Raw genomic sequence first — 26,957 nt, forward strand, 5'->3', positions numbered from 1 at the left:
CGCGAGCCGCCGTCCGATCGGTTCCGCCGCTCCGCGCCCTTTTCCCATCCTTACGTTGACAGTAAATATCCATAGCACCGCCCGGGCCGGATAAGCAAGCGATTTTTTGTATCCAAAATAAAAATCTTTGGCGGGTTCGACTGCTGGATTTTTGGGGTAGTGGCTTCTCTCATCTATAAAATTCAGCCACCATGGTTCACAATACCGTCTAAATTATCTTTCCGCTACGACAATGGTAATGTATATTTATCATGTTGTTTCTTTCAGATCGGTGGCGATTGTAGGTTGCTGCGATAGGAAAAACGAAAAATACCGGAGGATGTCTGATGGAAAAGAGGCTTGTTCTTTTGCTGTTGGCGATCCTGTTTGGCGCCTGTTTTTGGTTATCGGCTTGCGATTGCAACAAAGACGACGCGGACCGAGTCGAGGAACCCGCTGACGACGACACCCTGTCGATCGATCCGGATCCAACTTGCGGTTCGGTCGCCGAGATGATGAACGAACTCTGCACGGGAGCGCTACCCGACGAACACGGCAACGTGCCAGGCGAAGCCGGGTTGAAAAAATGGTGCGAACTGTCCGCGGCGCTCATGCCCTCCGAAACGTTTCCGCCGTTCTGGGAGTGCCTATCCCATTGTTTTCCGTTCGGAGGGGAATGCGACAGCAGTTGCGTTCTTGGTTGTCTGGCCCCGCCGAATCCGGGAAGCGATTGCGGCGCGGCGATCTTCGGCATTTATCACTGCAACATCGAAATCGTTTTCAAGGGAACCGACCTTTGGATCCCGCAGTTGGATTTGCTGGCGATTTGCGACAACCTGCCCGGCTATCCGATGGACTGCTACCTCGGTTGTTGGGAAAAGTACCCCTGCTCCGATCCGATCGAAGGATTGCAGCATGAAATTTTATTGGCCTGCATCAATGGCTGCGGATGAATTGCCGCCGCGAGAAACGGCTTGATCTTCGTCCGTCCCGCGATCACTGTTGCTCGGCAATGCAGTTCGCGGCCGCTTCGCAAGCGTCCCAGTTTTGGAGGACGCAAAGGAAATATTCGTCGCCGTAGCCGTACGGATTGACGTCTTCACAGCAGTAGATAATGACTTCCTCCAAAGTGTCGCCCAGGGACTTGCCGCAGTCATGATAATAGTGCGTCCACAGGTCCGCGCAGGTCGGGATGACGCACTCGTCGTTTTCCTCGTCGCAATAGGCCACCAAGGTATCACATGGATTCGCGGCGGGAAGGCAATCCAGGGTTTCCGGATCGCACATTTCCTCGCCGTTGCAGTAGAAGCCGTCGGAGCAGGAGCCGCCGCCGTTGGCCGTCCAGGCGTCGGCGGCCTGGCCGGCATCGCAAAGGTAACACGGGGCCGCCGGATTGCGGTCGCCCTGGGCGTAGCATTGACCGTCGATCAGGCAATCGCAGGGCGGGGATTCGTCGTTGTCGTTATCATTATCGTCGTCGCCGGTGTTGTCGTCGTCGTTATCGTTGTCGTCGTCGTCCGCGCAACCGACGAATAACGCCATTCCGCCAAGAAGTGAAATTGCCACGAGAAACATCAACCCAGACAAGTCGCGCATTGTCGCCCTCCAATAATTTTGGATGAAAACAGTTGATAATAAAGCCGTCGTCCTGACGGTTCAGTTCACTTCCATTTCCGGGCCGGGCATCGCCATCGGCGCGGCGATCTCCAGTTTGCCGAAGCGTTTTTCGTAGTTCTTGATCTGCTGATCCAGCAGCATCAGGGTGCGCTTGGCGTTTTTCGGGGACATGATGATCCGGCTGGAAACCTTGGTTTTCGGCCGGCCGGGCTGAATGAAAACGAAATCGAGCACGAATTCCGAGTCGGAATGATTGACGATGCACAAGTTGGCGTAGGTGCCGCCGGCCACGGCTTCATCGACCTTGATTTCCATTTTCACCGCGGGCTTTTTGGGCAATTTGTCTTCCGTCATGATCCCTCCTTGGTCGATTCAGAATAAACCCCGTCCGAGGCCTGTCAACCGGTTGCCGCTCGACGCCGCAAAGTGTTATTAAAAGCGCGTTCCACCTTCAAAGGAGACCGCGATGCGCAATCTGGTCATGGCAATCGATCAAGGCACCACCGGTTCCCGCGCCTTCATCCTCGACGCGCAAATGAACGTCCTGGGCATCGGCTACGCCGAATTCCCGCAGCATTTTCCCACGCCCGGCTGGGTCGAGCACAACCCGGACGAGATCTGGGAAAGCGTGCGCAAGGTCATCCCGCTGGCCCTGCACAAGGCCGGCGTCGGCGCCGACCGCATCGCCGCCATCGGCATCACCAACCAGCGCGAAACCGTCGTCGCCTGGGACCGCCACACCGGCAAGGCCTATCACAACGCCATCGTCTGGCAGTGCCGGCGCACCGCCGAAATGTGCAACGTCATGAAAGAGCGCGGCCTGGAGGAAACTTTTCAGGAAAAGACCGGCCTGCTGCTCGATCCGTATTTTTCCGGCACCAAGCTGGCCTGGCTGCTCGAAAACGTGACCGCGTTCGCCAAGGCCGCCGAAAAGGGCGACGCTATCGTCGGCACGATGGACACCTACATCACCTGGAAGCTGACCGGCGGCCGGACGCACGTCACCGACGTCTCCAACGCCTCGCGCACCCTCCTGATGAACCTGCACGACCTGGAGTGGGACGAGGAACTGCTCGACATCCTCAACATTCCGGCCGGCGTGCTGCCGGCGATCAAAAGCAGCAGTGAGGTTTACGGCGAAACGCAAGGCATGGCCGAATTGCCCGACGGCATTCCGGTGGCCGGCATGGCGGGCGACCAGCAGGCGGCGCTGTTCGGCCAGGCCTGCTTCGAGCCCGGCATGGCGAAATGCACCTACGGCACCGGCTCGTTCATGCTCTGGAACACCGGCGCCAAGCCCGTCCCGAGCCGCAACCGCCTGCTGACCACCGTCGCCTGGAAACTGGGCGACACGGTGAACTACGCGCTCGAGGGCTCGTGCTTTATCAGCGGCGCGGCGGTGCAATGGCTGCGCGACGGTCTGCAGATCATCCAGAAAAGCAGCGAGATCGAAGCGCTGGCGGCCCAGGTGCCCGACACGGGCGGCGTGGTGTTCGTGCCGGCGCTGGTGGGTTTGGGGGCGCCACACTGGAACGCCGCGGCGAAGGGGGTGTTGTGGGGCCTGACGCGGGGGACGAACCGCGCGCACATCGCCCGCGCCACCTTGCAAGCCATCGCGCTGCAGAACTTCGACGTGCTCAAGGCGATGGAAGCCGATGCCGGCAGCAAGTTGGCGTTGATGCGCGTCGACGGCGGCGCCTCGGCGAACAACCTGATGATGCAATTCCAGGCCGACATTCTCGGCTGCGACATCAGCCGGCCGGCGATGGTGGAAACCACGGCGCTGGGCGCGGCGTTGCTGGCGGGGCTGGCGGTCGGTTTGTGGCCGAGCAAGGACGAGGTCACCGCGAAGTGGCGGGAAGAGCGGCGCTTCAAGCCGCAGATGTCGGCGGATCACGTCCACGAACACATCCGCCTGTGGAACGAGGCGCTCGGCCGCGTGTAAGCGGCAGCGAAGCACGAATAAAAAAGGCGATCCGATCGGGTCGCCTTTTTGTTTTCGTTTGGCCGTAACGGTCGCGTTACTCTTTCTTTTCTTCGATTTTCTTTTCGGGTTCGTTTTTCTTGTCGCCGGCGGTCAGATCGGCGGATGAGGCATCCTTGAATTCCTTGATGCCCTTGCCCAGGCCGCGGCCGACTTCCGGCAACTTGCCCACGCCGAAAATGATCAGAATGATCACCAGGATGATGATCAGTTCGGTCGCCCCAATGCCCATGACTCTTCTCCCTTATTTAAAGTATGGGGTGATCAGTCCCCACCCCAGGATTTCGTCCACCGTGGCGAACCCGAGCAGGCCGACGTACACGATGAGCAAACCCAGCAGCAGATTGGGCCAGATTTTTTGCAGGCGCTCGAGCATACCGCCCTCCTTTGCACAACGCCGGTATCCTCATAGCACATTCCGCGGTGACCCGCAATCAAGCGGCCGGTCAGAGGAAGTCGTCCTGATTCTTGTTAATATTCTGCCGGCTTGCCGGATGAATCGGTAAAAGGATTATTAAGTTGGTTACCCAACAGCATTGGAAAAGGGTGATGGCTTGTCCGTGTCGAACCTAATCCAGATAGCGCTTTGTTGCGAGGTCCAGAGCTTGGCGACGAGCGTTCTCGTATTGGATGAAGATACTCTCGGTCGCCTTGATGAGTTGATCATGCGCTTGGCGCACCTTTTCCGGCGTGTCCAAAAGCCGTTCCCCTTTTTCTGATTTTGTAACTCTCAGAATGAGATCGGATCTTTTCATGGGCACTCCCGTAGGTTGTTCACGTAAATATCATAGGGCCTTGAATCATGCAACCGCTTGTCCATAACGAAGCGATGTGGTTTCAGTGAGCTTGTGTCGCGGTCGTTAACGATGAACCGACGCGGAAAGTGGATTGCGATGAAGCCGAACGGATCTTGCTGGGAGGCGGTGGCATCCCAAATGATTTCACCGAGGACCTGGCCTTTTTTTGCGCCCAGCGTACGATCGTCATACAATACCTTGGTGGTCATTTCGCAAACCCAAATGAACTTCGGCATGGGAATTTGCTGGTAAACGCGACTTACCTCGTTTCCAATCGGGTGATCCTTGCGATATTTCTTATAAGAACGCGACGAAGTGAGAAAAATTCGAAACACCAAGTCCGGTGGTTCAAAACCAAAATTTTCCGTATTGAATCCATTGTTGGGGCAGAGAATATGAAATACATAGCTCTCGATGTGTTCAGCGGCCAGATAAATCTTTTCGTAAACCGGGACCACAAAGGTATCGATGTCCGCTATTTTGAACTCGGACTCATGAGGAACCAACCCGGTTGGCCCGCTTTTCCATAGCACCTGATAGGGAAGATGGTTGTCGTCATTGACAATAAATCCATCGACCAAATCATAGGTATTTATCGGATTACCGCCGGCAATGGCCGCGGCGGACCTTGGACAAGAGTGACCAAGAATCGTAATGGCATGGCTTTTCCCTCTTAGCCCGGCCACAACCGGCAAGCCAGACTCAACATAATAATATAGGAGCCGGTTAAATAAGGCCGGATCATTCCGATAGGTTTCACGAAAATAGATCAATGGGAAAAAACCGAACCGAGTGAAAATCTCCGACACCTGAAAAACAGTCAGACCGGTTGAAGGGACGCGCCTACCAAGCGAAAGATCATGAGTGAGTTGAGTCAGTTCATAAGGGTGAATTTCCGCGTAGGCCACGTACCTCTCGGAAAAGTAACGAAAAATCATCCAACATGCCGCGTGGGCACAAACGGTCACGTCTGTATCCTGGCTGATATAAGGAAAAGCATCAATCGCCAACGGCGAGCCGAGCAAATGATTTTTATAGCGAGTTTGCGCTAGAAAACCATGAACAAAACCAAGAAGAGCCGGGTTGATAAGCGTACGGCCGATGGTATTGGTTCTGGTCGGGCGAATGACCATCGAGCCGATATATTTTTCTTGGTACCGAGTCAGGTCCCAAAGCCCACGCGGGGCAATTCTCGTATTGAAAAAATTCAATCGGATCGCGCGAGGTGAATAGAGGGCGAATTTCTTTGAATAAAAGTGTGAAAACGTGTCTCGGTAATCCTTGTCATGGTAGTCTTTCTCAATCAACACGCACTGGGCGACATCATGAAGGTAATGATAAATTTGACTCCAATCCCAGGGGGTCAAGAAATCCTGACAAAGATCAGACATTGATTGCCAATCTTCGGCTGATCGAAAATGAACCAACGGATGCGTACTATTTTTGTAATATACCGTCATGCCTCTCCTCGCCTCACAGATTCCTCGTTCAAACAATCCAACCGAAGTAATTTATTTAGCCACCTTAGAAAATTATGAGTTACCGTCGTTTGCTTGACTCCTATACGTACCGGTACTTGATGTCAAGAGTAAATTGCAAATGCCATCGTTTCAGTAAAATGAAAAGTTTTTCACCAGTTTGGTGACTACCTTGAGCGTTCAAGCGGCCGCTTCCAGCGAAACCCGGCCGGAAACCTTTGAACTTGCATTCAGACCGCCAAACCGTTATACACTGCTAGATTCTCCGAGGATTTTGGGATGCTGAACCGCCCGCCTTTGATCGGCGGCCGCGGCCCGAAGAAAGGGTGGTATCCATGAAACGCCTGCCGAGCCTGTTCGCCCTGACCCTGATAATGACATTGCTGGCCGCCCCGGCTTTCGCCGCCAACGGCCTGGATGCCACTTCCTCCGGCGTCCGCGCCGCGGGCATGGGCGGCACGGATCTGGCCATCGCCCTCGACGCGACCGCGATCGACACCAACCCGGCGGGCCTGATGCAGTTGACCGGCCACCGCGTCGATTTCGGTACCAGCCTGCTGATGCCGCAACTGCACTTCAAAAACGACCTCAACGACGCCGACGGCGAACCGCTTTACGTGCTCTCGCCCGTGGCGGCGTGGGGTTACAAGCTCAAGAACCTGCCGCTGGCGACCGGCTTCGGCGTCTTCACCCAGGGCGGCGCCGGTACTTCCAGTTTCGAGTTGAAACACGCGTTGCTCGGCAACGACACGCGTTACTACTCCAACATCCAGACCATCAAAATCGCGGGCGCGCTGGCCTGGGCGCCGCATCCCACCATCGCCTTGGGCGTCGCGCCGCATCTGTCGCTCTCGCGGATGGACCTCGATCTGCCCTACACCCGCGCCACCAAATGGCTGCGCGGCCACGCCGATCCGACCAACATGGAAACCTGGAATTCGGTTTTCCGGAAGCCGGTTTCGGAAGGCGGTTTCGGGTTTGACGAAGCGACCTTCCGCCTGCGGCTCAACAACGCGACGGCATACGGCGTCGGCTTGAAGGCGGGCGCGTTGTGGATGCCGATCGACGCGGTGCACGTCGGCGTCGCCTACACCCTGATGGTGCCGATGGATTACATCGGCCACGCCCGGATGGATCTCAAACCGCAACTCTCGGCCGGCCGCGAACGGCTGTACAAGGAACTGCTCCGCCAGGGATTGTCGGCGGAGGAAGCGGCGCGGCAGGCGGATTTGCAGATGCAGTTCTGGGGCATCGAGGACAACGATCTGGAATCCCGGTACGATTCGCACGTCGAGTTCACCTGGCCGCAACGGGCCGGCCTCGGATTGTCGTTCCGGCCGGGCGAAAGCTGGCTGCTGGGCGTCGACGGTTCGTTCATCAACTGGGCCAAGACGATGCAAAACGTCAAATGGGTGATCGAGAAGCCCAACAACCGCAACTCCAAGCACGTTCTCGGCCAGAAAAGAAAGAACACCATCCTGCACGAAAAATGGGACGATCAGTTCGTCGTCGCGGCGGGCGTGCAGTACGAATTCGTCGAAAATTTCTGGGGCCGGCTGGGCTACAACTACGGCAACAACCCGACCCCGGACGACAGCGTCACGCCGATTCTGCCGGGCATCCAGGAACACCACGCGACCGCCGGCCTCGGCTATCGCCACGGGATGTGGGAACTCAACGGTTTCTACGAATACGGCGTGCCCAACACGCAAAAAGCGGCCGACGAACATTGGTGGGCCGACGAATACAACGGCAGCGAGACCACCCAGGGCTCGCACAACGCCGGCGTGATGATGTCGCTGATGTTCTGATCGCCGTTCGCGCCAACCCGCGGGGCCGGCCTTTCGCCGGCCTCGTTTCATTTTCCGGTCGCGCTCCGGCGCGCGCCGCGCTACCGACGGGAGGTTTTCTCGTGTCGCACCACACCATGAACCCGGATGAACAACAACAGCAGGACCAACGCATTGCGCAGACGTTGTCGCGCATCCGCCACAAGATCCTCGTCATGAGCGGCAAGGGCGGCGTCGGCAAATCGACCGTCGCCGTCAATCTGGCCGCCGCCCTGGCGAAGGCCGGCCGGAAGGTCGGCGTGCTCGATGTCGACCTGCACGGACCGACCGTGCCGGTGCTGCTGGGCATCGTCGGCCAGCGGGCCGGCGCCTCGGAAGACGCCCTGCTGCCGCTGCCGGTATCGCCCAATCTGTCGGCGCTGTCCATCGGCAACCTGCTGGACGAAAACGACCGGGCGGTCATCTGGCGCGGCCCGATGAAAATCAGCGCCATCCGGCAGTTACTTGCCGACGTCGATTGGGGCGAACTGGATTACCTGATCATCGACTCCCCGCCGGGAACCGGCGACGAACCGCTGACCGTCGCGCAGACGATTCCCGACCTGCGGGCGCTGATCGTCACCACGCCGCAGGAAGTCAGTCTGGCGGACGTGCGCAAATCCATCGATTTCTGCAAAGCGGTGATGCTGCCGATCCTGGGCCTGGTGGAAAACCTGAGCGGCTACGTCTGTTCGCAGTGCGGCCATCTCGAGCCGCTTTTCGGCGAGGGCGGCGGCCGGCGGACGGCGGAAAAGTTCGAACTGCGGCTGCTCGGCCAGGTGCCGATCGACCCGGCCGTGGTGCGCGGCGGCGACGCCGGCCGGCCGTACGTGCTGGAAGAAGTCGAGGGACCGGCGAGCCGGGCTTTCGCGGAGATCGTCAAGGCCGTCGAGGAAAAGCTCGGCTGATCAATATTTGCCTTTGACCAGCGGCTTCAGGCGCCGGAAATAATCCTGCGGCTCGATTTGTTTGCGCCCCGCCTGGGCGGCCAGTTCCGCGGCGCGGTAGTACCGCCCCTTGCTCCACCACGACCGCAGATAAGCGCCGGCCGCCGGCTGGGCATACCAATCCTCGCCGTAACGCCGGGCCAGATCCGCCGCGAGCGTCGCTTCGAGCAGCCAGGCGCGCACATAGTCGGCCCCGGCCAGAAAATCGTCCGCGTCGGCATAGCAGCGCAGGCCGTCGTTTTCGTCGAGCGCGATCGCCGCCGCCTGGCCGTGCCAGCCGCGATACGCCTTCAGCGGCTCTTCCAGGCCCCGGTGCAGCACCATCTCGTACAACACCTTGGCGCAGTAACGCCGCAACTGATACAGCCGCTGATAGGCGACGAACCGCCCGAACGCCGTCGCGTCCTCTTCTTTGAAGTTGAACGCGCGTCGTAGGAAGCCGGGATCCGCGAACAACCCGTCGAACAGAAACGCGAAGGCGTCGGTGGCGGCGTGGTCGCCGAGCTGTTGAAATTCCCACAGCCCGGCGGTCGTGTTGGCGGCCTGCTGGGCGTGGCCCGTTTCGTGCCAGAGGGCCTGGTATTCGGCGAAACCGGCGGCCGGGATCAGCGTCAGGCGGACGTCGCCGGGCACGGCCACCGGATAGCACATCGCCCGAGGCGATTTGCGCGGCCGGTCGGCGTCGTCGACCTTGATCTTGTCGGCCGGCAATCCCAGACCGCCCAGAAAACTCCGCCAGCGGGGCAGCAGCTCGTCCTTGCCGAAGTACGCCGCGAAACGCTCGGCGCCGAACAGCCGCATCGTGTCGCAACGCCGCAGTTTGTCGGCCGGAAACCCAAGCTGGAAGGGCACCGCCCAGTTTTGCAGTTTGACGAACCCTTTTTGCGAATCGTCGAGGAATTGTTTGCAAGTGGCGGCGAAGGCCGTCAAATCGACGTGGCGCAACTGCGCGGCCAGCGCGAGGTAATCGGCGAAACCCAGCTCCTTGGCGAGCCGCTGCAGCCGCTGTTCCTTGCGCCGGTAGCGTTCGTTGGCCTCGCGCAGAATCGGCGCGACCGCGTTGCTCAGTTCCTGCCGCGCCGCGTAGTCCTTTTCGTCCCGCAGCAGGCGCGGCAGTTCGTAATAGGCGTAGTTCTTGCCGCTGTAATCGAAGCGGGCGCCGGCCAGGTAAGCGTCGATCTCGTCGTTCAGGCCCGCGACGCGCATGCCGACCATCTCGCCCAGCAGGTAGTCGCGGAAGAAGCCGTAGGCCTTTTTCTCGTCCGGATTGGTCGCCGCGGCCTCCGCCCGCATCAGCAAAAGCAGCGAGTCGATCGAAAACAGTTTTTCGTGCCCGTTGTACGTCGCGGCGAGGTCCGTTTTTTCGCCGGTCGTCCGCCGTTTCCAGCTCAATTCCATCTGTTCGCGGACCAGGCTCCCGGCCTCGTCGCGCAATTTGGCGATCGCCGTGCGGTCGGCAAGGGAAATCGCCGGCGTTTGGGCGAGCGCCGGGAAAAAACCGGCCAGCAGGCAGCCAATCAGCGTCGCGACAAACAGGCGGCCGAAGCGGTTCATGGGTTACCCGCGTAAATGGCGGCTCAGGCGGTCGAGCCGGCGTCGATCACGATGGTCTGCCCGGTGATGTAGTCCGAATCCGCGCCGGCGAGAAACACGGCGGTGGCCGCGATGTCGCCCGGTTGGATCAACTGATGGATCGCCTGGCGGTCCAACGCCTGTTTGAGGATTTCCTCGGAGTTCCACAGGGCGGCGGAAAAATCGGTCTTGACCAGGCCGGGGGCGATGGCGTTGACGCGGATGCCGAAGATGCCCCATTCGGCGGCGAGGGTCTGGGTCATCATCTGCAAGGCCGCCTTGCTCATGCCGTAAGCACCGAGCATCGGCGAAAAGCGGAAGCCGGCGGTGCTGGTGAGGTTGATGATTTTGCCGTACTGGCGTTTCTGCATCGGCTCAAGGCAGGCCTTGGCCAGCAGGAACGGGCCGAAAAAGTTGACCTCGAAGATTTTTTTCATCGCGGCTTCATCGCAGTACATCACCGGCCCGAAAACGGGATTGGTGGCGGCGTTGTTCACCAGGATGTCGATCTGGCCGTAGGTGTCGAGGGTTTTCTTGACCAGCCCCTGGATCTGTTCCGCCTGCCCGACGTGGGTCGCCACGGCCAGGGCTTCGCCGCCCGCCTCGCGGATCGACGCGGCCACGGCCTCGAGCGGCGCGGCTTTGCGCGAGGCCAGGACCACCTTGGCGCCCGCCGCGGCCAGATGCCGCGCGATGTGTTCCCCAATACCCCGGCTGGCGCCGGTGACGATCGCTACACGGTTCGCGAGTTTTTGTTCCATGATGCTCCTCGGATGGTACGGTTGCTGGGGGGCTATGGTAACACGCCGAACGATGGGCGCAACCAGCGGACGGACGGAGTTTAAAAAAATGACCCCAAAACAAGTTCGGGGGGATGGACCGGTATGGCACAAGCCGTGCGGTCGGGTCGAACTCGTTCCGGGGTCAGGGCTATTCCGGCCGCTCCGATCTATCGGCCGTCAGAGCATCCTCACTTTGCCGACATCCAGAGCAGGCGCTGTTCGGGGGCGTTTCCTTGCTTGTCTACGACACGGACATTTCCACCCATGGTTCCCACCAATTTTATGCAACTACCGTACCAGCGAAAAAATTTTCCTGCTCGCCGCGGGAAAGAACACGGTGAGCGGATTGGGGGGAAATCGCATTAAACGTTGTTTTCAAAATGATTTTTTAAATATCGACCGCATTCCGACGCCTGATTATTCGCGGTCGTAGAGGATCGCGAAGAAGCGATTGACGTGCTAAATATTCAGCGCTTATTCACCGGACGGTTGAAATCTCAGCAATTACCGTCTCGCCATGCGTCCGAGGTCACTCCGATTGTTCCGGATAATCCGGATAATAAGGAGTCATATTGACGTCGCTTTCACAGGCACGAAACTCGTCGATGTAATTCAAAATGATCGTCCGGCGCTGCTCAAGATCGATGGGATGAAAAGCCAGATCCACCTTGATGTCATACCAAGCGTCGCTCAGACAATCAGCGTCGTAGCCGCAATGCGAAAGCTCGGACCACTCCGGCTCGGAACAACCCGGATCCCAGAAATAACCGCCCATGAAGAAGCAAATCCATAAATCGGCGAAATCGTAACCGCTGTGCGGCAGACAAGCGGAAAAATCCTCGCAGCAGGATTGTTGATCCCAATTGTATTCGGCCAGGACGACGCAGGCTTGAAAGGCATCCAGGCATTCGTCCGGTTGGCCGCAATCGTAATCGCGGTCATCGTCGTCGTCGCCGCAAGCCGGAAGAATGCCGCCGACGACCGCCAGAATCATCAAGCCGATCAGTCCGAATTCCAATGTCATGATTCGTCGCACTTGCCGCCTTCTCTGGGTATCGTCCCTTGATGCAATTCACTCATGATTGAAATAATAACATTTCGCATTCGCTGTTGTCAAATTGATCAGATCGCTATTACCGGCGACGACGATCGCTCACTTCTCGATTCGCACCGTCACCAGCAGCACGTCGGAATGGGTGCGCGTGGTCGTCTCCCACGAGCGGAACAGGTCGGTCACGCGGTTCATCGACTCGCCGGAAACGCCGCCCAACAGGATCTGGTCGCCGTCGCGAACCCGCACGGTGGTGCTCAGGTCCATGAAGGGCTGATTGGCCGGTCCCTTGGCGGTATAAAGCGTCGCGCGCGGCATGATCTTCAACTCGACCTCGTCGCCGACGATCCGCGGCCGCACTTCCAACGCGGTCTGCACCGACGTGACCTGACCAGTCATCACCGGGCCCAGCTTGCCGGCCCAGGCGAACCGGTCGGGTTGATACACCTGCTTTTGCCCGGCCAGCAGGGTTGCCGTTTCACCTTCCAGCACGCGCACTTCGACGCGGCTCGCGTCGGTGTTGCGGTCGATGCGCCGCAGCGCCTTGCCCTGCCCGCCGATGGTGCCGTCGCGCGACCTGGCGTCGAACGGCAACCGGCCGACGCGCCAGCCGCCGCCGGCCGCCGTCCAATCGACCGCGACGCCCAGATTTTCGTACTCGTCCGCGCCGATCCGTTGCGCCGCGATGTAAACCGTCCGCGGTCGCACATCGAGCTGCGCCAGCGCCTGCCTGACCCGCGCGATCGCCGCCGGGCTGCCGGTCACGACCAGCGAGCCGGTGCGCGCGTCGACCGTGATCGTCCCCTCGGTTCCGAGCGCGGCCTGGAGCGCCGGCAACAGGTCTTCCGCTGTGCGGTATTGCGGCTTGAGCACCGCGAAGTCGTTGTCGGCGGCGTGAAGAATGATCGGCATCGCCAGTGTAACGAAAAGCATTGCGAGCAGGATCGAAAAACGGCGCATGACGATGGCCCTCCCGTCGTCTCAATATAAAACTTTCGCAGAGAAAAAACGAATCGGCAGGCTATCGAGCGAGGTCGCGACAAGGGCATCAATCGATTTTTCGCCAGACCAAATTCAGATCTAAAAACATCCACTCAAAACCACCGTTCGATAACTCATGGTAAGCCACAAGCTCGAATTCTCCATCGATTGTGCACCTCATGCTGGCATTGAATTGAAGATAATCAGGGTTTGATTGATCGAGACCGCAAAGATAAATTTCACCATTCGCCGAGGTCACCTCAACCGGTATTCCCCAAGATGAGTCGCAAAGAAGCTGATTGCCGTCGGAATGAATGGGAAACATCCAAAAACCGGATGACGCGCAGGACATGGTCAGCGTCGTGCCATCCGCCGGATTTTCATACAGGCCGGCGTATCGTTCCAAAATCTTTTGCGCTTTTTGGTAGTCTTCCTCGGAAACATCCTCGGGCTTGGGCGGCAGGCAATCATCGGCTGATTCGTCGGCGGTGGCAACGAAGGAATCCGCCTCGGCTTCAACCTCCACGGTGATCGAGCACGAACCTGATGGGTCGTTGTTATGATCGTCCGTGCAGGCGATTAAAAGAAAAAGGTAAAAAGTGACAAGCGCTAATATCAAAATGAAATGAATTTTTTTTGATTTCATTGGATTCTCCTTTTTTGGTCATTTCGCGGCCGAAATCACTACTATTTGGATAAATGAATCATATGAACACATAGTAATATAATGCCAAAAACGGCAACACAATACTATTTATTGAAAAATAGTATTGTATTTTTGGGGGTTCTTGCTGGTTGTCATGCCGCGTCAGGTGTGCCACTTTCAAGTTGTTGAACTTCCGACAACCAATCCCGGTAGGAGCCGAGCCATGAGCCTGCTCGCCGTTTTATTGCTGATCGTCGTTTTCCTGTTCGTCTGGTACGACCTCGCGCGGCGCTTCTACGGCGGGCGCGGCACCGAGGACGAAATCCAATTCGTCACCACCGACGACGGCTGGCGGCTGGCGCTGCACCGCTACCGGCCGCGCGGCGCGAACCCGCACGGCGAGCCGGTGCTGTTGCATCACGGGCTGGCTTCCAATTACCGCTCGTTCGACCTGAACGTCGATTCGCCGGCCGCGCCCGTGCCGTCGCTTCCCCACTGGCTGGCCGAGCGCGGCTACGACGTGTATGCCATCGACCTGCGCGGCCGGGGCGACAGCGAGCGCGCCGGCTGGGGCACGGATAAAACCTGGACCTGGTCGGTCGACGATTACATCGAAAAGGACGATCCGGCCTTCGTGCAGGCGATTCTGGCGCGCACGGGTTTCACCGATCTGCACTGGATCGGCCACAGCATGGGCGGAATTCTGCTGTTGGCGCACTGTGCGCGCGAGGGTTCGCCGCGGCTGGCCAGCGGCATCGCGGTCGGTTCCGGCCTGGCTTATCAAAACACCGGCTCGCATTACGAACGGCTCATCCCGTTCGCCGGAGTGACCCGTTACAAAAAGCGTTTTCCGTTCGGCTCGATGGCGAAGTTCTTCGCGCCCTTTGCCGGGTGGAAGAAAATCGGCCTGGACACCTTCAATTACTGCCCGGAGAACACCGCGCCGGCCGCCGCCAAGGCCATCTACGGCGGGGTCATCTGCAACACGAGCAGCCTGGTGGTGCGGCAAATGGCCTCCCTGTTCGGCGCGGACGGCCTGACCTCGCTGGACGGAAAAATCCGCTACCCCGAAATCGCGAAAAACGTCACCACGCCGCTGCTGCTCATCGCCGGCTCCCGCGACCATCAAAGTTCGATCGCTCTGGCCGACCGGACCTTGAAGCAATTGGCCGGCGAGCAGCACAAAACGCTCTTTTTCGGCAAGGATCACGGCCACCGCGAAAACTACGGCCACTTCGACCTGTTGGTCGGTTTGCACGCCGAAACCGAGGTCTTCCCGCACATCCTGGAATGGCTGCAAAGCCACCCCGCGAAACGGGCCGCCGGCAAAACGGGGAGTGAAGCGTAATTTCCCTTACAAAATCAAGGCTCTCTTGACACTCAGGGCCTACGTTCTTAATGTTTGGCCTCATTAATTAACAAACGCGGTCGAACCGTGTCTAAACGGAAATTATCGGTCGGTTTGTTTCGAGCAATCGTTCCATCGGGGTACCCTCATGATTGAAGTGAAAAACCTGGTCAAACGATACGGCGACTATCCGGCGGTGGACCGGATCAGTTTCCGGGTCGAAAAAGGGAAGATCCTCGGTTTTCTCGGCCCGAACGGCGCCGGCAAAACCACGACCATGCGGATCGTCACCGGCTTCATGCCGCCGACCGCGGGCGAAGTGACCATCGACGGTTACAACATTATGACCCACCCGATGGAAGCGCGGCGGCGCATCGGTTACCTGCCCGAGACCCCGCCGCTGTACCCGGATTTGACGGTCCGCGACTACCTGACGTTCGCCGCCCGCATCAAGGGCGTGCCGCGCAAGAAGGTCGCCGAGCGCGTGACGACCGTCGCCGGCAAATGCGGTGTCACCGACTACCTCGGCCGGCTGATCGCCGTGCTGTCGAAGGGCTACCGGCAACGGGTCGGCCTGGCGCAAGCCTTGGTGCACGATCCGGAAGTGCTGATTCTGGACGAGCCGACCATCGGCCTGGACCCGAACCAGATTCAGGAAATCCGCCAACTCATCCGCTCGCTGGCCGGCAATCACACCGTGGTGCTTTCGACGCACATCCTGCCCGAGGTGACGATGACCTGCGACGACGTGATCATCATCAGCAAGGGCAAGATAGTGGCGGCCGACACGCTGGAAAACCTGACCAGGTCCGGCGGCGGGCGCGCCCGGACCTATCTGCGGCTGGCCGAACCCGACGACAAGACGCTCGGCCTCCTGCAGAAAACGCCCGGCGTGGCCCGGGTCGAAACCGCGAAGGACCGGGGCGCTTTCTTCATCACCAGCCAACCGAACACCGATCCCTCGGCCGACCTCGGCGTGCTGGTGCTGCAACACGGCTGGGGTTTGCTTGAACTCCGCCACGAACGGCCGACGCTGGAGGAAGTCTTCAGCCGGCTGACCCTCGGCGAGGAGGATGCGGCTCATGCGTAACATTTGGGCGATCGCCGACAAGGAACTGCGGCAGTTTTTCGGCGGCTCGGTGGCCTACGTGGTCATGGCCGCTTTCCTGATGCTGACCGGGTTTTTCTTCTACGACATGGTGATGTCGTACAACCGTTACCTGGGCTACACCCAGATGAACCCGGCGATGATGGATCAGCTCAACATCAACGACCTGATCATCACGCCCCTCTTCCACAACATCAACGTGATCCTGTTGCTGATCGTGCCGCTCGTCACGATGCGGCTGTTCGCCGAGGAACGGAACCAGGGCACCGACGAAATGCTGCTGACCAGCCCGGTGAGCATCGGCCAGATCGTCACCGGCAAGTTCCTGGCGGCGACGGCTTTTTACCTGCTGCTCCTGCTGCTGACCGGCTTGTATCCGGCGATTCTGTTCAAGTACGCGAAGCCGGACATCGGCAAACTGGCGGCCGGTTACGCGGGCCTGATTTTGATGGGCGTTTCGTTCATCGCCTTCGGCCTGTTCGCCAGCACCCTGACGCGCAGCCAGGTCGTGGCGGCGATCGTCAGCTTCGCCGTGCTGCTGGTCTTCTGGATTCTGGGCTGGCTGGCCGAATCGCAGGCCGGCGTTTTCGGCAAAATCCTCAAATACCTGGCGATGACCGAGCACTTCGAGCGCTTCAGTCAAGGAATGATCGACACCAGCGACCTGCTGTACTTCGTCAGCTTCATCGCCTTCTTCTGGTTCATGGCCACCCGCGCCGTCGAATCGACCCGGTGGAGGTAAGCGGCCATGAAAACCTCTTATCGCATTTTCTTCTGGGAAGGCCTGGTGCTGGTGCTCTTCGCCGCCCTGACCCTGTTCTTCGTCAGTTTCGAGACGGTCTACGAGCTGCTGTTCCCGATCGTCTTCGGCGGCATCGGCCTGGCCGGGCTGGTGCTCGGCCTGGTGCTGTATCTGATCGACCTGAGCAAAACCGGCGAGAAGCGGCAGGGCGAGACGATGGGCGCCGGCCGCGTCAAACTGACCACCAAGTTCGGCGCCAACGCGATCACCTACTCGGCCGTTTTCCTCGGCATCCTGATCTTCGCCAACATCCTGGGCAGCGGCCACGTGAAAAAAATCGATCTGACCTCGGCGAAGGTCAACACCCTCTCCGACCAGACCAAGACCGTGCTGCAAAACCTGCCCGCCGGAACCGAACTGACGATGGTCGGCTTCTTTAAAACCGGCGAGGCCCGCAACTTCGAACAACTGGCCGGAAAATACAAAGACCTCGACCAACGGGTCACCTACCGCTCGATCGACCCCGACCTGTACCCCGAGGAAGTGAAGCGCTACGCGGTTTCCGAACGCGGCGCCATCGCCGTCTCCTGCGACCGGCCCGGCCAGAGCCCCGAGCAGAAGCAGACCGCCGACCGCTGCACCGGCCAGACCAACATCACGATGGATCTGTCCGAGCAGGGCCTGACCACGGCCGTCATCAAGGTGTCGGCGCCGCAGGCCGGCAAGATCTATTTCATCCAAGGCCACGGCGAAGTGCCGCTCGACGGCGCCGAGGAGCGCGGTTACGCCCTGATCCGCAAAGGGATCGAAAACGAGAATATCGTCCTCGAACCGTTGACGATGCTGACCTCGGCGCAGATTCCGCAGGACGCGCGGGCGCTGGTGATCGCCGGCCCGACGAAAAAATTCCAACCCGAGGAAGTCGCGGCGATCGGCAACTACCTGCAAGGCGGCGGCCGCGTACTGGCGATGATCGACCCGCAGACCGAAACCGGCCTGGAGGGCTTGCTCGCCGGTTACGGCATCCAGCCGCAGAACAACATCATCGTCGACCGCCAGGTCCGGATGTACCAGGGTTCGGTGCTCGGCCTGGACCCGATCGTCGTCAACTACGGCCCGCATGAAATCACGAAAAAATTTGGCGAGAACCCGACCCTGTTCCACGAGGCTCGCTCGCTGAAGATCATCACCGAGGGCCGGCTGGACGGCGTCGACACCCAACCGCTGCTCAACACCGGCGAGGAAAGCTGGGGCGAAACGGACTTCGGGTTCTTCGCCAAACAGGGCGTCGACCCGACGTTCGACCCGGCCAAGGATTCCAAAGGGCCGCTGGTGCTCGGCGCGGTCGCCGAGCGGACGTTCGGCGAGGGCGAGGCGAAAAAGACCGCGCGGCTGGCGGTCATCGGCGACAGCGATTTCATCGGCAACAAATACGCGCCGCAGGGCTACAACGCCGATCTGTTCTTCAACACGCTCAACTGGCTGACCGGCCAGGAAGCGTACATTTCGGTCCGGCCCAACAGCTTCGCGCCCGACGTCTTCACGATGACCGAGCAGGATACGGCGCTGTTGTTCTTCGCTTCGGTCTTCCTGCTGCCCCAATTCGCGGCGATGCTGGGCATCGGCGTGGCGATCCGGCGGCGGAGATAGCGATGAACGCGAAAAAGACCCTGGTCCTGGCGATCGTGCTGGCCGCGTTGGCGGCGGTGGTCGTGTTCTGGGAACTGCCGCAGCAACGGGAGAAAGAGCGGACGGATCTCGAGGGCGACAAGATTCTCGACCTCGCCTACGACGCGATCAACAAAATCGAACTGGAGCGCGGCGACGAGAAGCTGGCCTTCGAAAAGGAAGCGACCGGCGAGGATTGGCGGATGAAAAAGCCGTTCGACGACGAAACCGAACGCTGGATCGTCCAATCGCTGATCAGCGCCGTCCGCTACGCCCACCCGACGCGCACCCTCGACAAACCGGGCGCCGAAGCGCTGACCCGCTTCGGCCTGGACAAACCGCGCGCCGTGCTGACCTTCGATGCCGGATCGGTCACCAAGCGCCTGCGCATCGGCGCGAAAAACCCGATCGGCCAAACGGTATACCTCAAACCGGAAGACCGGGACGTCGTGTTTCTGGTGCCGGAAAGCACCCTGGCGAGCCTCGATAAGCCCGCCGACGATTTCCGCCGGCGCGACCTGCTCGCCCCGGCCGATCCCACCCTCAAGATCAACCGGCTGACCCTCGCGGTCGCCGGCCGGCCCGAACTGACCCTGGTGCCGGCGACGCCGCCTAAAACCGAGGGCGAAAAGGACGCCGCGCCGGAAATGCCCGAGGACCAGATCTGGCACCTCGACGAGCCGACCGGGCCCGTGGCCGATCCGGAAACCGTGCGCACCCTGCTGGATCTGGTCTCCGGGCTGAAAGCCGCCCGTTTCATCGGCCCGCTCGGCGCCGAGAACCAAAACTACGGCCTGGACAAGCCGAGCCTGACGGTCACCGCCGTCTACGGCGAAGGCGACAAACAGAAGACCCTGACGCTGACGATCGGCGGCACCGCCGAAACGCCCACCGAATGGTACGCGACGGTCAGCGGCCGGCCGTATGTCGCGATGCTGCTCGAATCGGCCTTTCAGGGTCTACGCCTCGAACGGGCCGATCTGCGCGACCGCCGGTTGCTGGCCGGAATCGATCCGGCCAAGGTCGAATCGATCGACTTGCAAAGCGCGAAGACGTCGTTTAAAATCTCGCGTTCCGTGGACGGTTGGCAGTTTGCCGATGAAACGCCGGCCGACAAGGAAAGTGTCGAAAAATGTTTGCGCGCCGTCGCCAAATGGCGGGCGCAGGAGTTGGCGGACGGTCCGCGCGGCGCCCGGTTGGCCCGGGCGGTCAAGGGCAATCAGGTGACGAGCCTGGTCCTGACCGACGCGGACGGCAAGGTTTTGGAAAGCATTCGTTTTTCCGAACCACTGGATCCGGGGAAAATCGCCCCGGTGAAAAAAGCCGTAGCCAAGGCCGAAACGGAAGAGAAGCCGGCCGAAAGCGCGGAACGCCTGGTGGCGCTGGTCGCCAACGGGTATCCGCACACGGCGTATCTGGTGAAACCGGACGTCTTGAACGATCTCCCCGGGAGCATCGAGGAATTCAAGGCGACCGAACGGGACGACGCGAAGCAAGCCGCCGCGGCCGGCGGCCAATCGCCGAGCGAAGTCCAGACGATGCCGCCCGCCGAAATTCCGGCGGCGGCCCCGGGCGCACCGCCGGCGGAATGAATTTCGCCGGCTGACGCGTCGCGGATGATGGTTACCTTTAACCGGTAAGGGGGACAGGCGATGGCCCGAGTGACCGTGGAAGACTGCATCGAACGGATTCCGAATCGTTTCGCGCTGGTTCTGGCGACCGCCAAGCGCACCAAGCAATTGATGCGCGGCAGCCGTTATCTGGGCGAGGAAGCGACCGACAACAAACACGTGGTGAACGCCTTGCGCGAAATCGCCGCCAACAAGGTTCACCTGGCGCAAAACCTGAAAGAAGTCGAGCAAATCGCCGAGGAACTGTAAAGGAGCTGAGGATGTCCACCATTTCCAAGCCGGAACAGATTTACGATGTCCGACTCATCGAACGCCACCTGGCCGCTGGTAAAATAAAGAAGGCCGAGTTGGATCAATATCTCAAGCAGTTGGCCGATGTCGCGGAAAACAGCGAGATCATTTCCAAGGAAATTTTGTTCGATCACCTGCCGCCGGAATCCAAATAACGATCCTCGCGGCGATCCAGCGCGAAGCAAACCGCCGAAAAGCATGCGGAAAACGCGGAAATGATCAACAAAGACTATTACGAAATCCTGGGTCTGAGCCGCGGCGCCACGGATGCCGACGTCAAGAAGGCATACCGTAAAATCGCTCTGGAATCCCATCCGGACCGCAATCCCGACAATCCCGAGGCCGAACGGCGCTTCAAAGAAGCCAGTGAAGCCTATCAAGTGCTTTCCGATCCCGAAAAACGCCGCATCTACGACACCTATGGTCATGACGGCTTGAAAGGCCAGGGGTTCACCGGCTTTTCGAGTTTCGAGGACATTTTTTCCTCGATGGGCGGCATCTTCGAGGAATTTTTCAATTTCGGCGGCGGCCGGCGGCGCTCCGGGCCGCGGCGCGGCGCCGATCTGCGCTACGACCTGGAACTCGAGTTCGAGGAAGCGGTCTTCGGCGCCACCAAGGAAATCGAAATCGGGCATCACGCCGTCTGCAAACATTGCAACGGCACCAAAATGGAGCCCGGCAGCAGCGCCGTCACCTGCCCGACCTGCGGCGGCGTCGGCGAAGTCCGCCGCAGCCAGGGTTTCTTCACTCTGACGACCACCTGCCCCCATTGCCGGGGCGCCGGACGGATCATCCAAAACCCTTGCCGCGAATGCCGCGGCTCGGGCACGCAACTCGAAAACACGAAGACCACCATCAACATTCCCGCCGGCGTCGAGGACGGCAACCAATTGCGCCTTCCCGGCAAGGGCGAAACCGGCGAAACCAGCGCCCAGCCGGGCGATTTGTTCATCGTCCTGCACGTCAAACCGCACGATTTCTTCCAGCGGCGGAATTACGATCTGATCGCCGAACTACCCATTTCCTTCTGCCACGCGGCCCTGGGCGCCACCATCGAGGTGCCGACGCTCGACGGCAACGTCAATCTGAAAATCCCGAAGGGGACGCAGCCCGGCCACCCCTTGAAGGTGCCCGGCAAGGGCGTGCCGCATCTGCACGGTTACGGTCGCGGCGACCTGGTTTTCATCGTCAACGTGGAAATTCCGCGCCATTTGACCAAGGAACAGGAAGATTTGCTGCGCCAACTGGCCGCTTGCGAGGAAGGCTCGCGAAAAACCAAAAGCAAAAGCAAGAAAAAAGACAGCTGGTTCGACAAGATCAAAGACATCGCCCTGGGTTGATTTCCCGGCGGCGAAGACAAATCGCCTCCCGGCGATACTTTCGGACAAACTTGACTTCGCCGATCCGTCGGCTACAATCGAGACGAATCGTACCATCCGCAAATATTTCAAGGTGAGGATTGGATAGCTAATGGCTCCTGAAAACAATCAACCCGAGGCCATCATTTTCAAAAAAAACGAGGTCTCGCCCAATTTCCAGGTCGGAACCCCGATTTTTTTCGAATTAACGCAAAAAAGCCGGCGGTTGCGCGCCCAGGCGACGCTGATCGGCTGGTCCCGGCCGCATATTCTGATCACCTCGCTGCCCATGGAAAGCCGCCTGTTGATCATTCCGACGGGCACCGAATTGATCGTCCGCTATCTGTTGGAAGGTGCGGTTTACGGCTTCATCACTCGGCTGATCCACAAACAGCAAGAACCGTTCGGCATGTGGATTCTGGAATATCCGGAAGTCGTCGAAATCAAAAACCTGCGTCGCAGCCCGCGTATCCCACTTTACCTGAAGGTCGGCACCGGCACCGGCGACGAATGGGAAATGCTGGATCTTTCCAATTTCGGCGCGCTCCTGGTTTCCAACGACGAGCAATTCATCGGCGACGACGTGGAACTGTCCTTCACCCTACCCGACGGCAATCAGGTCGATAACCTGAAAACCAAGGTCGTCCGGGTCAATTATTCCAAGGAAGAAAGCCTGGTCGGTGTGCAATTCGACGAAGACGACCTCGTAAACCTTGGAAAAATAAAGAAATATATCGAAAGCTGCCTGCGGCGGCAGGTCGTCTCGCAGAATCTCAAATAGTCGCGCGTGTTTTCACTCGGTACTGTTTCATTCGGGACACAGCTTTTTTGTTTAGACGTTTGCCGCGCCTGACGATACGAATATCGAAATGATGTGTTTGACATCGTCAAATTACCTGAAGTTTTAGGCAGGTAACCATTTGGGAGATTTCGCATGAACGTCGAATTCGTGAACCCTTTCCTCAGCGCTATTTTAAACGTTCTCTCCACCATGGCGATGACCGAGGCAAAGGCCGGGAAGCCGTTTATCAAATCTTCCAATATGGCCAGCGGCGAGGTCACCGGCATGATCGGCCTGGCGGGCAATCAGGTTCGCGGCTCGCTGGCGATCAATTTCTCGCGCGAAGCCATCCTGCACATCGCATCACAGATGCTGGGTGAAAGCTTCACGGAAATCGACGACACCGTGAAGGACGTGGTCGGCGAAATCACCAACATGGTCACCGGCGGCGCGAAGAAAAGCCTGGCCGAACAGGGCTACCGCTTTGAAATGGCCATCCCGACCACCATCACCGGCAAAAGCCATACGATCACCCACAAGACCCACGGCCCGATCATCGTCGTGCCCTTTACCATCGACGGCACCGGTGAATTCTACGTTGAAGTCTGTTTCGAGGACGTGTGACCGCGGGCGCGCGGTCGGGGCAAGACGATCCGGCTAATCTTCGACCTGCAACAAAGTTTCCTCGGCTTCTTTCTTTTTTACCAGCGCCTGCTCGGCCGCCTCGCGTATCTCGCGATGGACGTTGCCGTCGTTGAGCACCTCGCGCAACTCCTGCCGCTTGAGGGTCGGCAGCAGCGCCATGGCGATCTGCGGCGGCGTGTACGGATTGCGCACCAGCGACAACCGCACGTCCGGCCGGGCGCGCCATTTGGCGCTTTCAAAAATCACCTGCAGGATTTCCGGCCGGTTGGGCCGGCGGGCCGAGATGGCCACCACCATTTTTTCGGTCAGGCGCGGGTTGGTCAACAGATCGCGGATCACGCGCGGGCTGACGTCGTAGCCGACGCGGGTCAACAGGTCGGGATCGAGGCTGCGCGCGGCGCTGGCGCGTTCGCCGACGGTCAGATTCGGCAGGCCGTACTTGAGAAACGACTCCTCATCGCCTTCCGGCGATTTGACGGGCTTGATGGTGCGAAACAGGTTGCAGACGTCGGTATGCTTTTGCCGGGCCGCGGCGTGATAGATCCGCCCGACGCGCAGCTTGCCGAGCGTCTCGAAGATGAGTTGGGCGTCGATGCCGGAGGAAACGAGCGCTTTGCAGGCGGAATCGCCTTGCAAGGCGCGGGCCTGGATTTCGTGCAGCACCTCGGCGATCACCTCGTCGTCCAGCGGTTCGATCCGGCGCACGAAAAAATGGCGGCGCAGGGACAGGTCGACGATCTGATCGGCAAAACGCACCAGATTGGCGATGGTTTCCTGAACGAGTTCCGCGGTGATTTTTTCCGCCACGCGCCGCATCCTTTCGCCTTCGGTCTGCCCGTAGAGTAGCAACCGCCGCGCCGGCGGTCAAAGCGCGTTTGGCCGAGGGGATCAGAAGAAGATTTTTTTGATCGTTCGTTTGACGCTGGAAAAATCGATGTCTTTTTTCAGCAGGCTGCCGAGCTTTTCCTTTTCCTTGCCTTCCAGCTCGACGCGTTCGCGCTCGCGGTCGACCTGCAGCTTGCGCAGTTCGCCCTTCGCTTCCTCGTTGTTTTTGTTGTAGCGGAAAGCCAGCGCGAACATCTGGCGGGCTTTTTCCTTGTTGCCGAAGCCCAGCAGGATTTTGCCCAGGAAGAAATAGCCCTTGTCGCCCTTCGGATTGATTTTGATCGACCGTTCGATCGATTCGCGGGCCTGGTTGGAGCGCTCGCCCTCGGGGCGTTCGGAGTTGTTGAAGCAGGCCCAGCCGTAAAAGGCGTGATACTCGCCTTCCTCCGGGAACAGGTCGCACGCCTCCCGGAAGTGGGTTTCGGCCTCGGCGAAACGCCCGCGCCGCAATGACAGCACGCCCTGGTTGAAGGCGCGTTCGGCGGCCAGGATCGTGGTGATGCGGCGTTCCTTCAGTTCCTCGCCCATGCCCGAAAGCCGCCGGTCGTATTCGGCGCGTTTCGCCACGTTCGCCAGCACGTTGTAGGCCAGGGTCAGCGATTGCACCACGCGGTTGGCCTTGTCTTTCAGTTCCGGGTCGCTCAGCGTGGCGATCTTGTCGGCGTGGTATTTTTTCACCAGGTTGTGATAGGCCATCTTGATCGCCAGCTCGCCGGCGTTGCGCGGCACGTCGAGCAATTCGTAGTGATTGCTTTGCTCGATCCGCAAAAACAGATTCAGCAACCCCTGAATCCATTCGTCGTCCACCGCGGACTGGTCGGCTTCCACCTCGTCGATCGGCGCCAGTTCGCCGGCCGGCGACGGCTTGATTTCCTGCTGCTCGAATTGCGCCAACTCCGCTTCCAGGTCGGGCGCCAGTTCGCTGCTCGGCGGCGGGGGCGACGCTGGAATGGGCGCCGTCGTTTCCGGTGCATCTTCAAAGACGAACAACAGATCGTCGTCACCGGCGGTCGCGGCCGGCGCGGCGGGGGATTCGTCGATCGGTTTCAAATCGACGGGCGCCGGCGCCTCGCTTTCCGGATCCTGCCAGTCGATCTCGGTCAAATCGACCGTGACATCCTCGGCAAAGGTGGGTTCGACCACGGTGCGCGCCGGGCGCGGCGGCGAGGCGGGCTGCGGCGGCCGGGCGGGAGCCTCTTCTTCCTCGCGGCGCCGGTCGAACATCCGTAAAATCAACATGGCATAAAGGAGCAGGAAGGTCTGTTCGCGTTCGAGCGGCGAGGCGGCGACGATTTCGGCGAGCGTCCGCCGGCCGTCGATCAGGGAATGCAGCCGCCAGATTTCCTCGCCCAATTCGACCATCCGGCGGTCGAACGGCAACGGTTCCGCGGGCACCACCACCTGATCGCCCACCTCGGCGAACATCTCCTCCACCGAGGCTGCGTCGTAAGAATGCAAAACGCCGTCGAGGATGAGCCGCGGCATCGGCAATTCGAAAATCGTCAGGCTGAGCTTGTCGAAGGCGACTTCGTCGAAGTAGTACGAACCTTCGAGCCATTGAAAGAGATTGAGCAGTTTCTCGCGCATCTGCTGGCGCAGGGCCTGGTAGAGCTGCATCGGGTTGAGGATGCCCAGCTCGACCATCGCCCCGCCCTGCCGGCGCCCGAAGGCGGCCATGTTTTCGAGCGAGAGCATGACGTCCTGCTCGCTGACGATCCCCTGCCGCATCAACACCTGGCCCAGGCTTTCCTGGCGGCTTTCGCTTTCGACGTAGACGGCGCGGCCCTCGTCGAAATAAACGTGCTTGTAATTGCCCTGGTGCGACAGCTCGAGAATGCCGGTCTTCCGGCTGTAATAAAGATAGGCCATCAGCTCGGGAACGCTGATTTCCTCCAGCAGCCCCTCGCGCGGAAATTCCTCGTCGCTTTCCGCCGCGTCGACCTCAGCCAGCTCCGGAAGTTCTTCCGTGAGCGGCTCGGCGGCCGCGGCCGCCGGCGGCTTGGCTTCGAACAAATCGGTCATCTCGGCCAGCAGATCGGCCAGCGGGTTGTCGGCGCCGGACGGGGGTTTGATGCCTTCGTTGATCTGGGCGACCTTCGGGGCGCGATCGAGCAATTCCGTGCCGGCGATGTCCGCCAGCGTTTTATCGAGCAGATCGTCGAGCGAGATTTCCGGCTCGCGCGCCGCGTGGGCCGGCGTGGGCCGGTTCGTCGCCGACGTGGTTTCGGGCGGGGCGGCCGCGGTCGCCGGCGGCCGGCTCGGCCGCTCGCGCGGGGGCCGCGCGGCGATCAATTTCTCGACGTCCTCGACCAGCGCCTTGGGCATGTAAGGCGATTGGTAATAGCGATCGGCTTTCCACAATTTGAGAACGCGTTCGGCCATGTTGGTCTGGCGAAAGAGGCTGCTGACGATCACGATGGGGATTTGATCGCCGTCCGGATCGCTCTTGATCCGCTGGCAGAGTTCGCCGCCCGACAGTTTGGGAATCAGCACGTCGATGACGATCGCGGCCGGCAAATGCTCCTTGAACAGGTCGAACCCCGCCAGGCCGTCCGCGGCCGGTATGACCTCGAAGCCTTCTTTTTCGAAAAAGGTGGAAATGCGGCGCAATTCGCCGCGGTTGTTAATGACAATGAGGATTTTTTCCACGCGTAATAACCTTTTGTCGCCTCATCATTTTCCTTCGTGCACAGTAAGATATAAATCCTTGTTATGTCAAGTTTTATTCCGTATCCCCTTTCGGCCCCCCGCCGGCGACGGCAGCGGGCGGCCCTTTTTACTTGACATCCGGGCCTCGCTTGCTTGAAGCTGTTTGCATGGAACCGGAAAGCAAACAG

General features: G+C 59.8%; 26 protein-coding genes. 14 read left to right on the top strand and 12 right to left on the bottom strand.

Features of this window, described 5'->3' with window-relative positions:
* Positions 1-326: 326 nt before the first annotated feature.
* Entirely contained in the window at positions 327-932 is a 606-nt protein-coding gene (locus tag GX444_04075; protein NLH47765.1) for a hypothetical protein, read from the top strand.
* 43 nt (positions 933-975) lie between these two features.
* Here the strand turns inward: GX444_04075 and GX444_04080 are convergent, their stop codons facing one another.
* Together GX444_04080 and GX444_04085 are read right to left on the bottom strand one after the other, a co-directional pair.
* Complete coding sequence (locus tag GX444_04080) at positions 976-1,575, bottom strand: hypothetical protein (GenBank protein ID NLH47766.1); 600 nt, start codon at positions 1,573-1,575, stop codon at positions 976-978.
* A 60-nt stretch (positions 1,576-1,635) separates the two neighbouring features.
* Positions 1,636-1,950: a DUF3467 domain-containing protein gene (locus GX444_04085; GenBank protein ID NLH47767.1), complete on the bottom strand. Its 315-nt coding sequence runs from the start codon at positions 1,948-1,950 to the stop codon at positions 1,636-1,638.
* Between the two features lie 112 nt (positions 1,951-2,062).
* On the opposite strand from GX444_04085, the gene glpK reads away from it, so the two are divergent.
* Entirely contained in the window at positions 2,063-3,541 is a 1,479-nt protein-coding gene (gene glpK, locus GX444_04090) for a glycerol kinase GlpK (protein ID NLH47768.1), read from the top strand.
* Between the two features lie 76 nt (positions 3,542-3,617).
* Here glpK and tatA read toward each other — a convergent pair whose 3' ends face one another.
* The 3 genes from tatA to GX444_04105 form a co-directional block, all read right to left on the bottom strand.
* Entirely contained in the window at positions 3,618-3,812 is a 195-nt protein-coding gene (tatA, locus tag GX444_04095) for a twin-arginine translocase TatA/TatE family subunit (protein ID NLH47769.1), read from the bottom strand.
* 337 nt (positions 3,813-4,149) lie between these two features.
* On the bottom strand, positions 4,150-4,335 hold the full coding sequence (locus GX444_04100) for a hypothetical protein (protein NLH47770.1): 186 nt from the start codon (positions 4,333-4,335) through the stop codon (positions 4,150-4,152).
* Complete coding sequence (locus GX444_04105) at positions 4,332-5,837, bottom strand: hypothetical protein (GenBank protein NLH47771.1); 1,506 nt, start codon at positions 5,835-5,837, stop codon at positions 4,332-4,334. The genes GX444_04100 and GX444_04105 overlap by 4 nt, the downstream gene beginning before the upstream one ends.
* Positions 5,838-6,190: 353 nt before the next feature.
* Between GX444_04105 and GX444_04110 the strand changes: the two genes are divergently transcribed.
* Both GX444_04110 and GX444_04115 read left to right on the top strand, forming a co-directional pair.
* The gene (locus tag GX444_04110) at positions 6,191-7,666 is read left to right on the top strand and encodes a hypothetical protein (GenBank protein NLH47772.1); all 1,476 of its coding nucleotides are present in this window, start codon (positions 6,191-6,193) and stop codon (positions 7,664-7,666) included.
* A gap of 116 nt (positions 7,667-7,782) precedes the next feature.
* A complete protein-coding gene (locus GX444_04115) occupies positions 7,783-8,592 on the top strand; it encodes an Mrp/NBP35 family ATP-binding protein (protein NLH47773.1) in 810 nt (269 codons plus the stop codon).
* Here the strand turns inward: GX444_04115 and GX444_04120 are convergent, their stop codons facing one another.
* The 5 genes from GX444_04120 to GX444_04140 all read right to left on the bottom strand — a co-directional run bounded on the left by GX444_04120 (position 8,593) and on the right by GX444_04140 (position 13,663).
* Positions 8,593-10,185 (bottom strand): hypothetical protein, encoded by a 1,593-nt coding sequence (locus GX444_04120; GenBank protein ID NLH47774.1) that lies wholly within the window; start codon positions 10,183-10,185, stop codon positions 8,593-8,595. It abuts the gene before it with no gap.
* A 23-nt stretch (positions 10,186-10,208) separates the two neighbouring features.
* Complete coding sequence (locus GX444_04125; protein ID NLH47775.1) at positions 10,209-10,964, bottom strand: SDR family oxidoreductase; 756 nt, start codon at positions 10,962-10,964, stop codon at positions 10,209-10,211.
* 550 nt (positions 10,965-11,514) lie between these two features.
* A complete protein-coding gene (locus GX444_04130) occupies positions 11,515-12,021 on the bottom strand; it encodes a hypothetical protein (protein NLH47776.1) in 507 nt (168 codons plus the stop codon).
* Positions 12,022-12,138: 117 nt separating this feature from the next.
* Positions 12,139-12,996 carry a hypothetical protein gene (locus GX444_04135; protein NLH47777.1) on the bottom strand — a complete coding sequence of 286 codons (858 nt, stop codon included), beginning with the start codon at positions 12,994-12,996 and terminating at the stop codon, positions 12,139-12,141.
* Positions 12,997-13,084: 88 nt separating this feature from the next.
* Positions 13,085-13,663: a hypothetical protein gene (locus tag GX444_04140; protein NLH47778.1), complete on the bottom strand. Its 579-nt coding sequence runs from the start codon at positions 13,661-13,663 to the stop codon at positions 13,085-13,087.
* A gap of 223 nt (positions 13,664-13,886) precedes the next feature.
* On the opposite strand from GX444_04140, the gene GX444_04145 reads away from it, so the two are divergent.
* The 10 genes from GX444_04145 to GX444_04190 all read left to right on the top strand — a co-directional run bounded on the left by GX444_04145 (position 13,887) and on the right by GX444_04190 (position 23,214).
* Entirely contained in the window at positions 13,887-15,011 is a 1,125-nt protein-coding gene (locus tag GX444_04145; protein NLH47779.1) for an alpha/beta hydrolase, read from the top strand.
* 148 nt (positions 15,012-15,159) lie between these two features.
* The gene (locus GX444_04150) at positions 15,160-16,101 is read left to right on the top strand and encodes an ATP-binding cassette domain-containing protein (protein NLH47780.1); all 942 of its coding nucleotides are present in this window, start codon (positions 15,160-15,162) and stop codon (positions 16,099-16,101) included.
* Positions 16,094-16,861 carry an ABC transporter permease subunit gene (locus GX444_04155; protein ID NLH47781.1) on the top strand — a complete coding sequence of 256 codons (768 nt, stop codon included), beginning with the start codon at positions 16,094-16,096 and terminating at the stop codon, positions 16,859-16,861. Before GX444_04150 ends, GX444_04155 begins: the two co-directional genes overlap by 8 nt.
* Before the next feature lie 6 nt (positions 16,862-16,867).
* Positions 16,868-18,511, top strand: a complete 1,644-nt coding sequence (locus GX444_04160; protein NLH47782.1) for a GldG family protein — start codon at positions 16,868-16,870, stop codon at positions 18,509-18,511.
* Positions 18,512-18,513: 2 nt separating this feature from the next.
* Positions 18,514-20,121, top strand: coding sequence for a DUF4340 domain-containing protein (locus tag GX444_04165; GenBank protein ID NLH47783.1), 1,608 nt, complete (start codon positions 18,514-18,516; stop codon positions 20,119-20,121).
* 60 nt (positions 20,122-20,181) lie between these two features.
* Positions 20,182-20,409 (top strand): DNA-directed RNA polymerase subunit omega, encoded by a 228-nt coding sequence (locus GX444_04170; GenBank protein NLH47784.1) that lies wholly within the window; start codon positions 20,182-20,184, stop codon positions 20,407-20,409.
* 11 nt (positions 20,410-20,420) lie between these two features.
* On the top strand, positions 20,421-20,606 hold the full coding sequence (locus tag GX444_04175) for a hypothetical protein (GenBank protein ID NLH47785.1): 186 nt from the start codon (positions 20,421-20,423) through the stop codon (positions 20,604-20,606).
* A gap of 60 nt (positions 20,607-20,666) precedes the next feature.
* A complete protein-coding gene (gene dnaJ / locus GX444_04180) occupies positions 20,667-21,791 on the top strand; it encodes a molecular chaperone DnaJ (protein NLH47786.1) in 1,125 nt (374 codons plus the stop codon).
* Between the two features lie 130 nt (positions 21,792-21,921).
* Entirely contained in the window at positions 21,922-22,590 is a 669-nt protein-coding gene (locus tag GX444_04185; protein NLH47787.1) for a flagellar brake protein, read from the top strand.
* Positions 22,591-22,743: 153 nt separating this feature from the next.
* Positions 22,744-23,214, top strand: a complete 471-nt coding sequence (locus GX444_04190) for a chemotaxis protein CheX (protein NLH47788.1) — start codon at positions 22,744-22,746, stop codon at positions 23,212-23,214.
* Positions 23,215-23,247: 33 nt separating this feature from the next.
* On the opposite strand, the gene GX444_04195 is transcribed toward GX444_04190, so the two are convergent.
* Both GX444_04195 and GX444_04200 read right to left on the bottom strand, forming a co-directional pair.
* Positions 23,248-24,042 carry a hypothetical protein gene (locus GX444_04195; GenBank protein ID NLH47789.1) on the bottom strand — a complete coding sequence of 265 codons (795 nt, stop codon included), beginning with the start codon at positions 24,040-24,042 and terminating at the stop codon, positions 23,248-23,250.
* Positions 24,043-24,123: 81 nt separating this feature from the next.
* Positions 24,124-26,769, bottom strand: coding sequence for a DUF4388 domain-containing protein (locus tag GX444_04200; protein ID NLH47790.1), 2,646 nt, complete (start codon positions 26,767-26,769; stop codon positions 24,124-24,126).
* Between the last annotated feature and the right edge of the window lie 188 nt (positions 26,770-26,957).

The organism is Myxococcales bacterium, from assembly GCA_012517325.1.
Classification (GTDB): Bacteria; Lernaellota; Lernaellaia; order Lernaellales; family Lernaellaceae; genus JAAYVF01.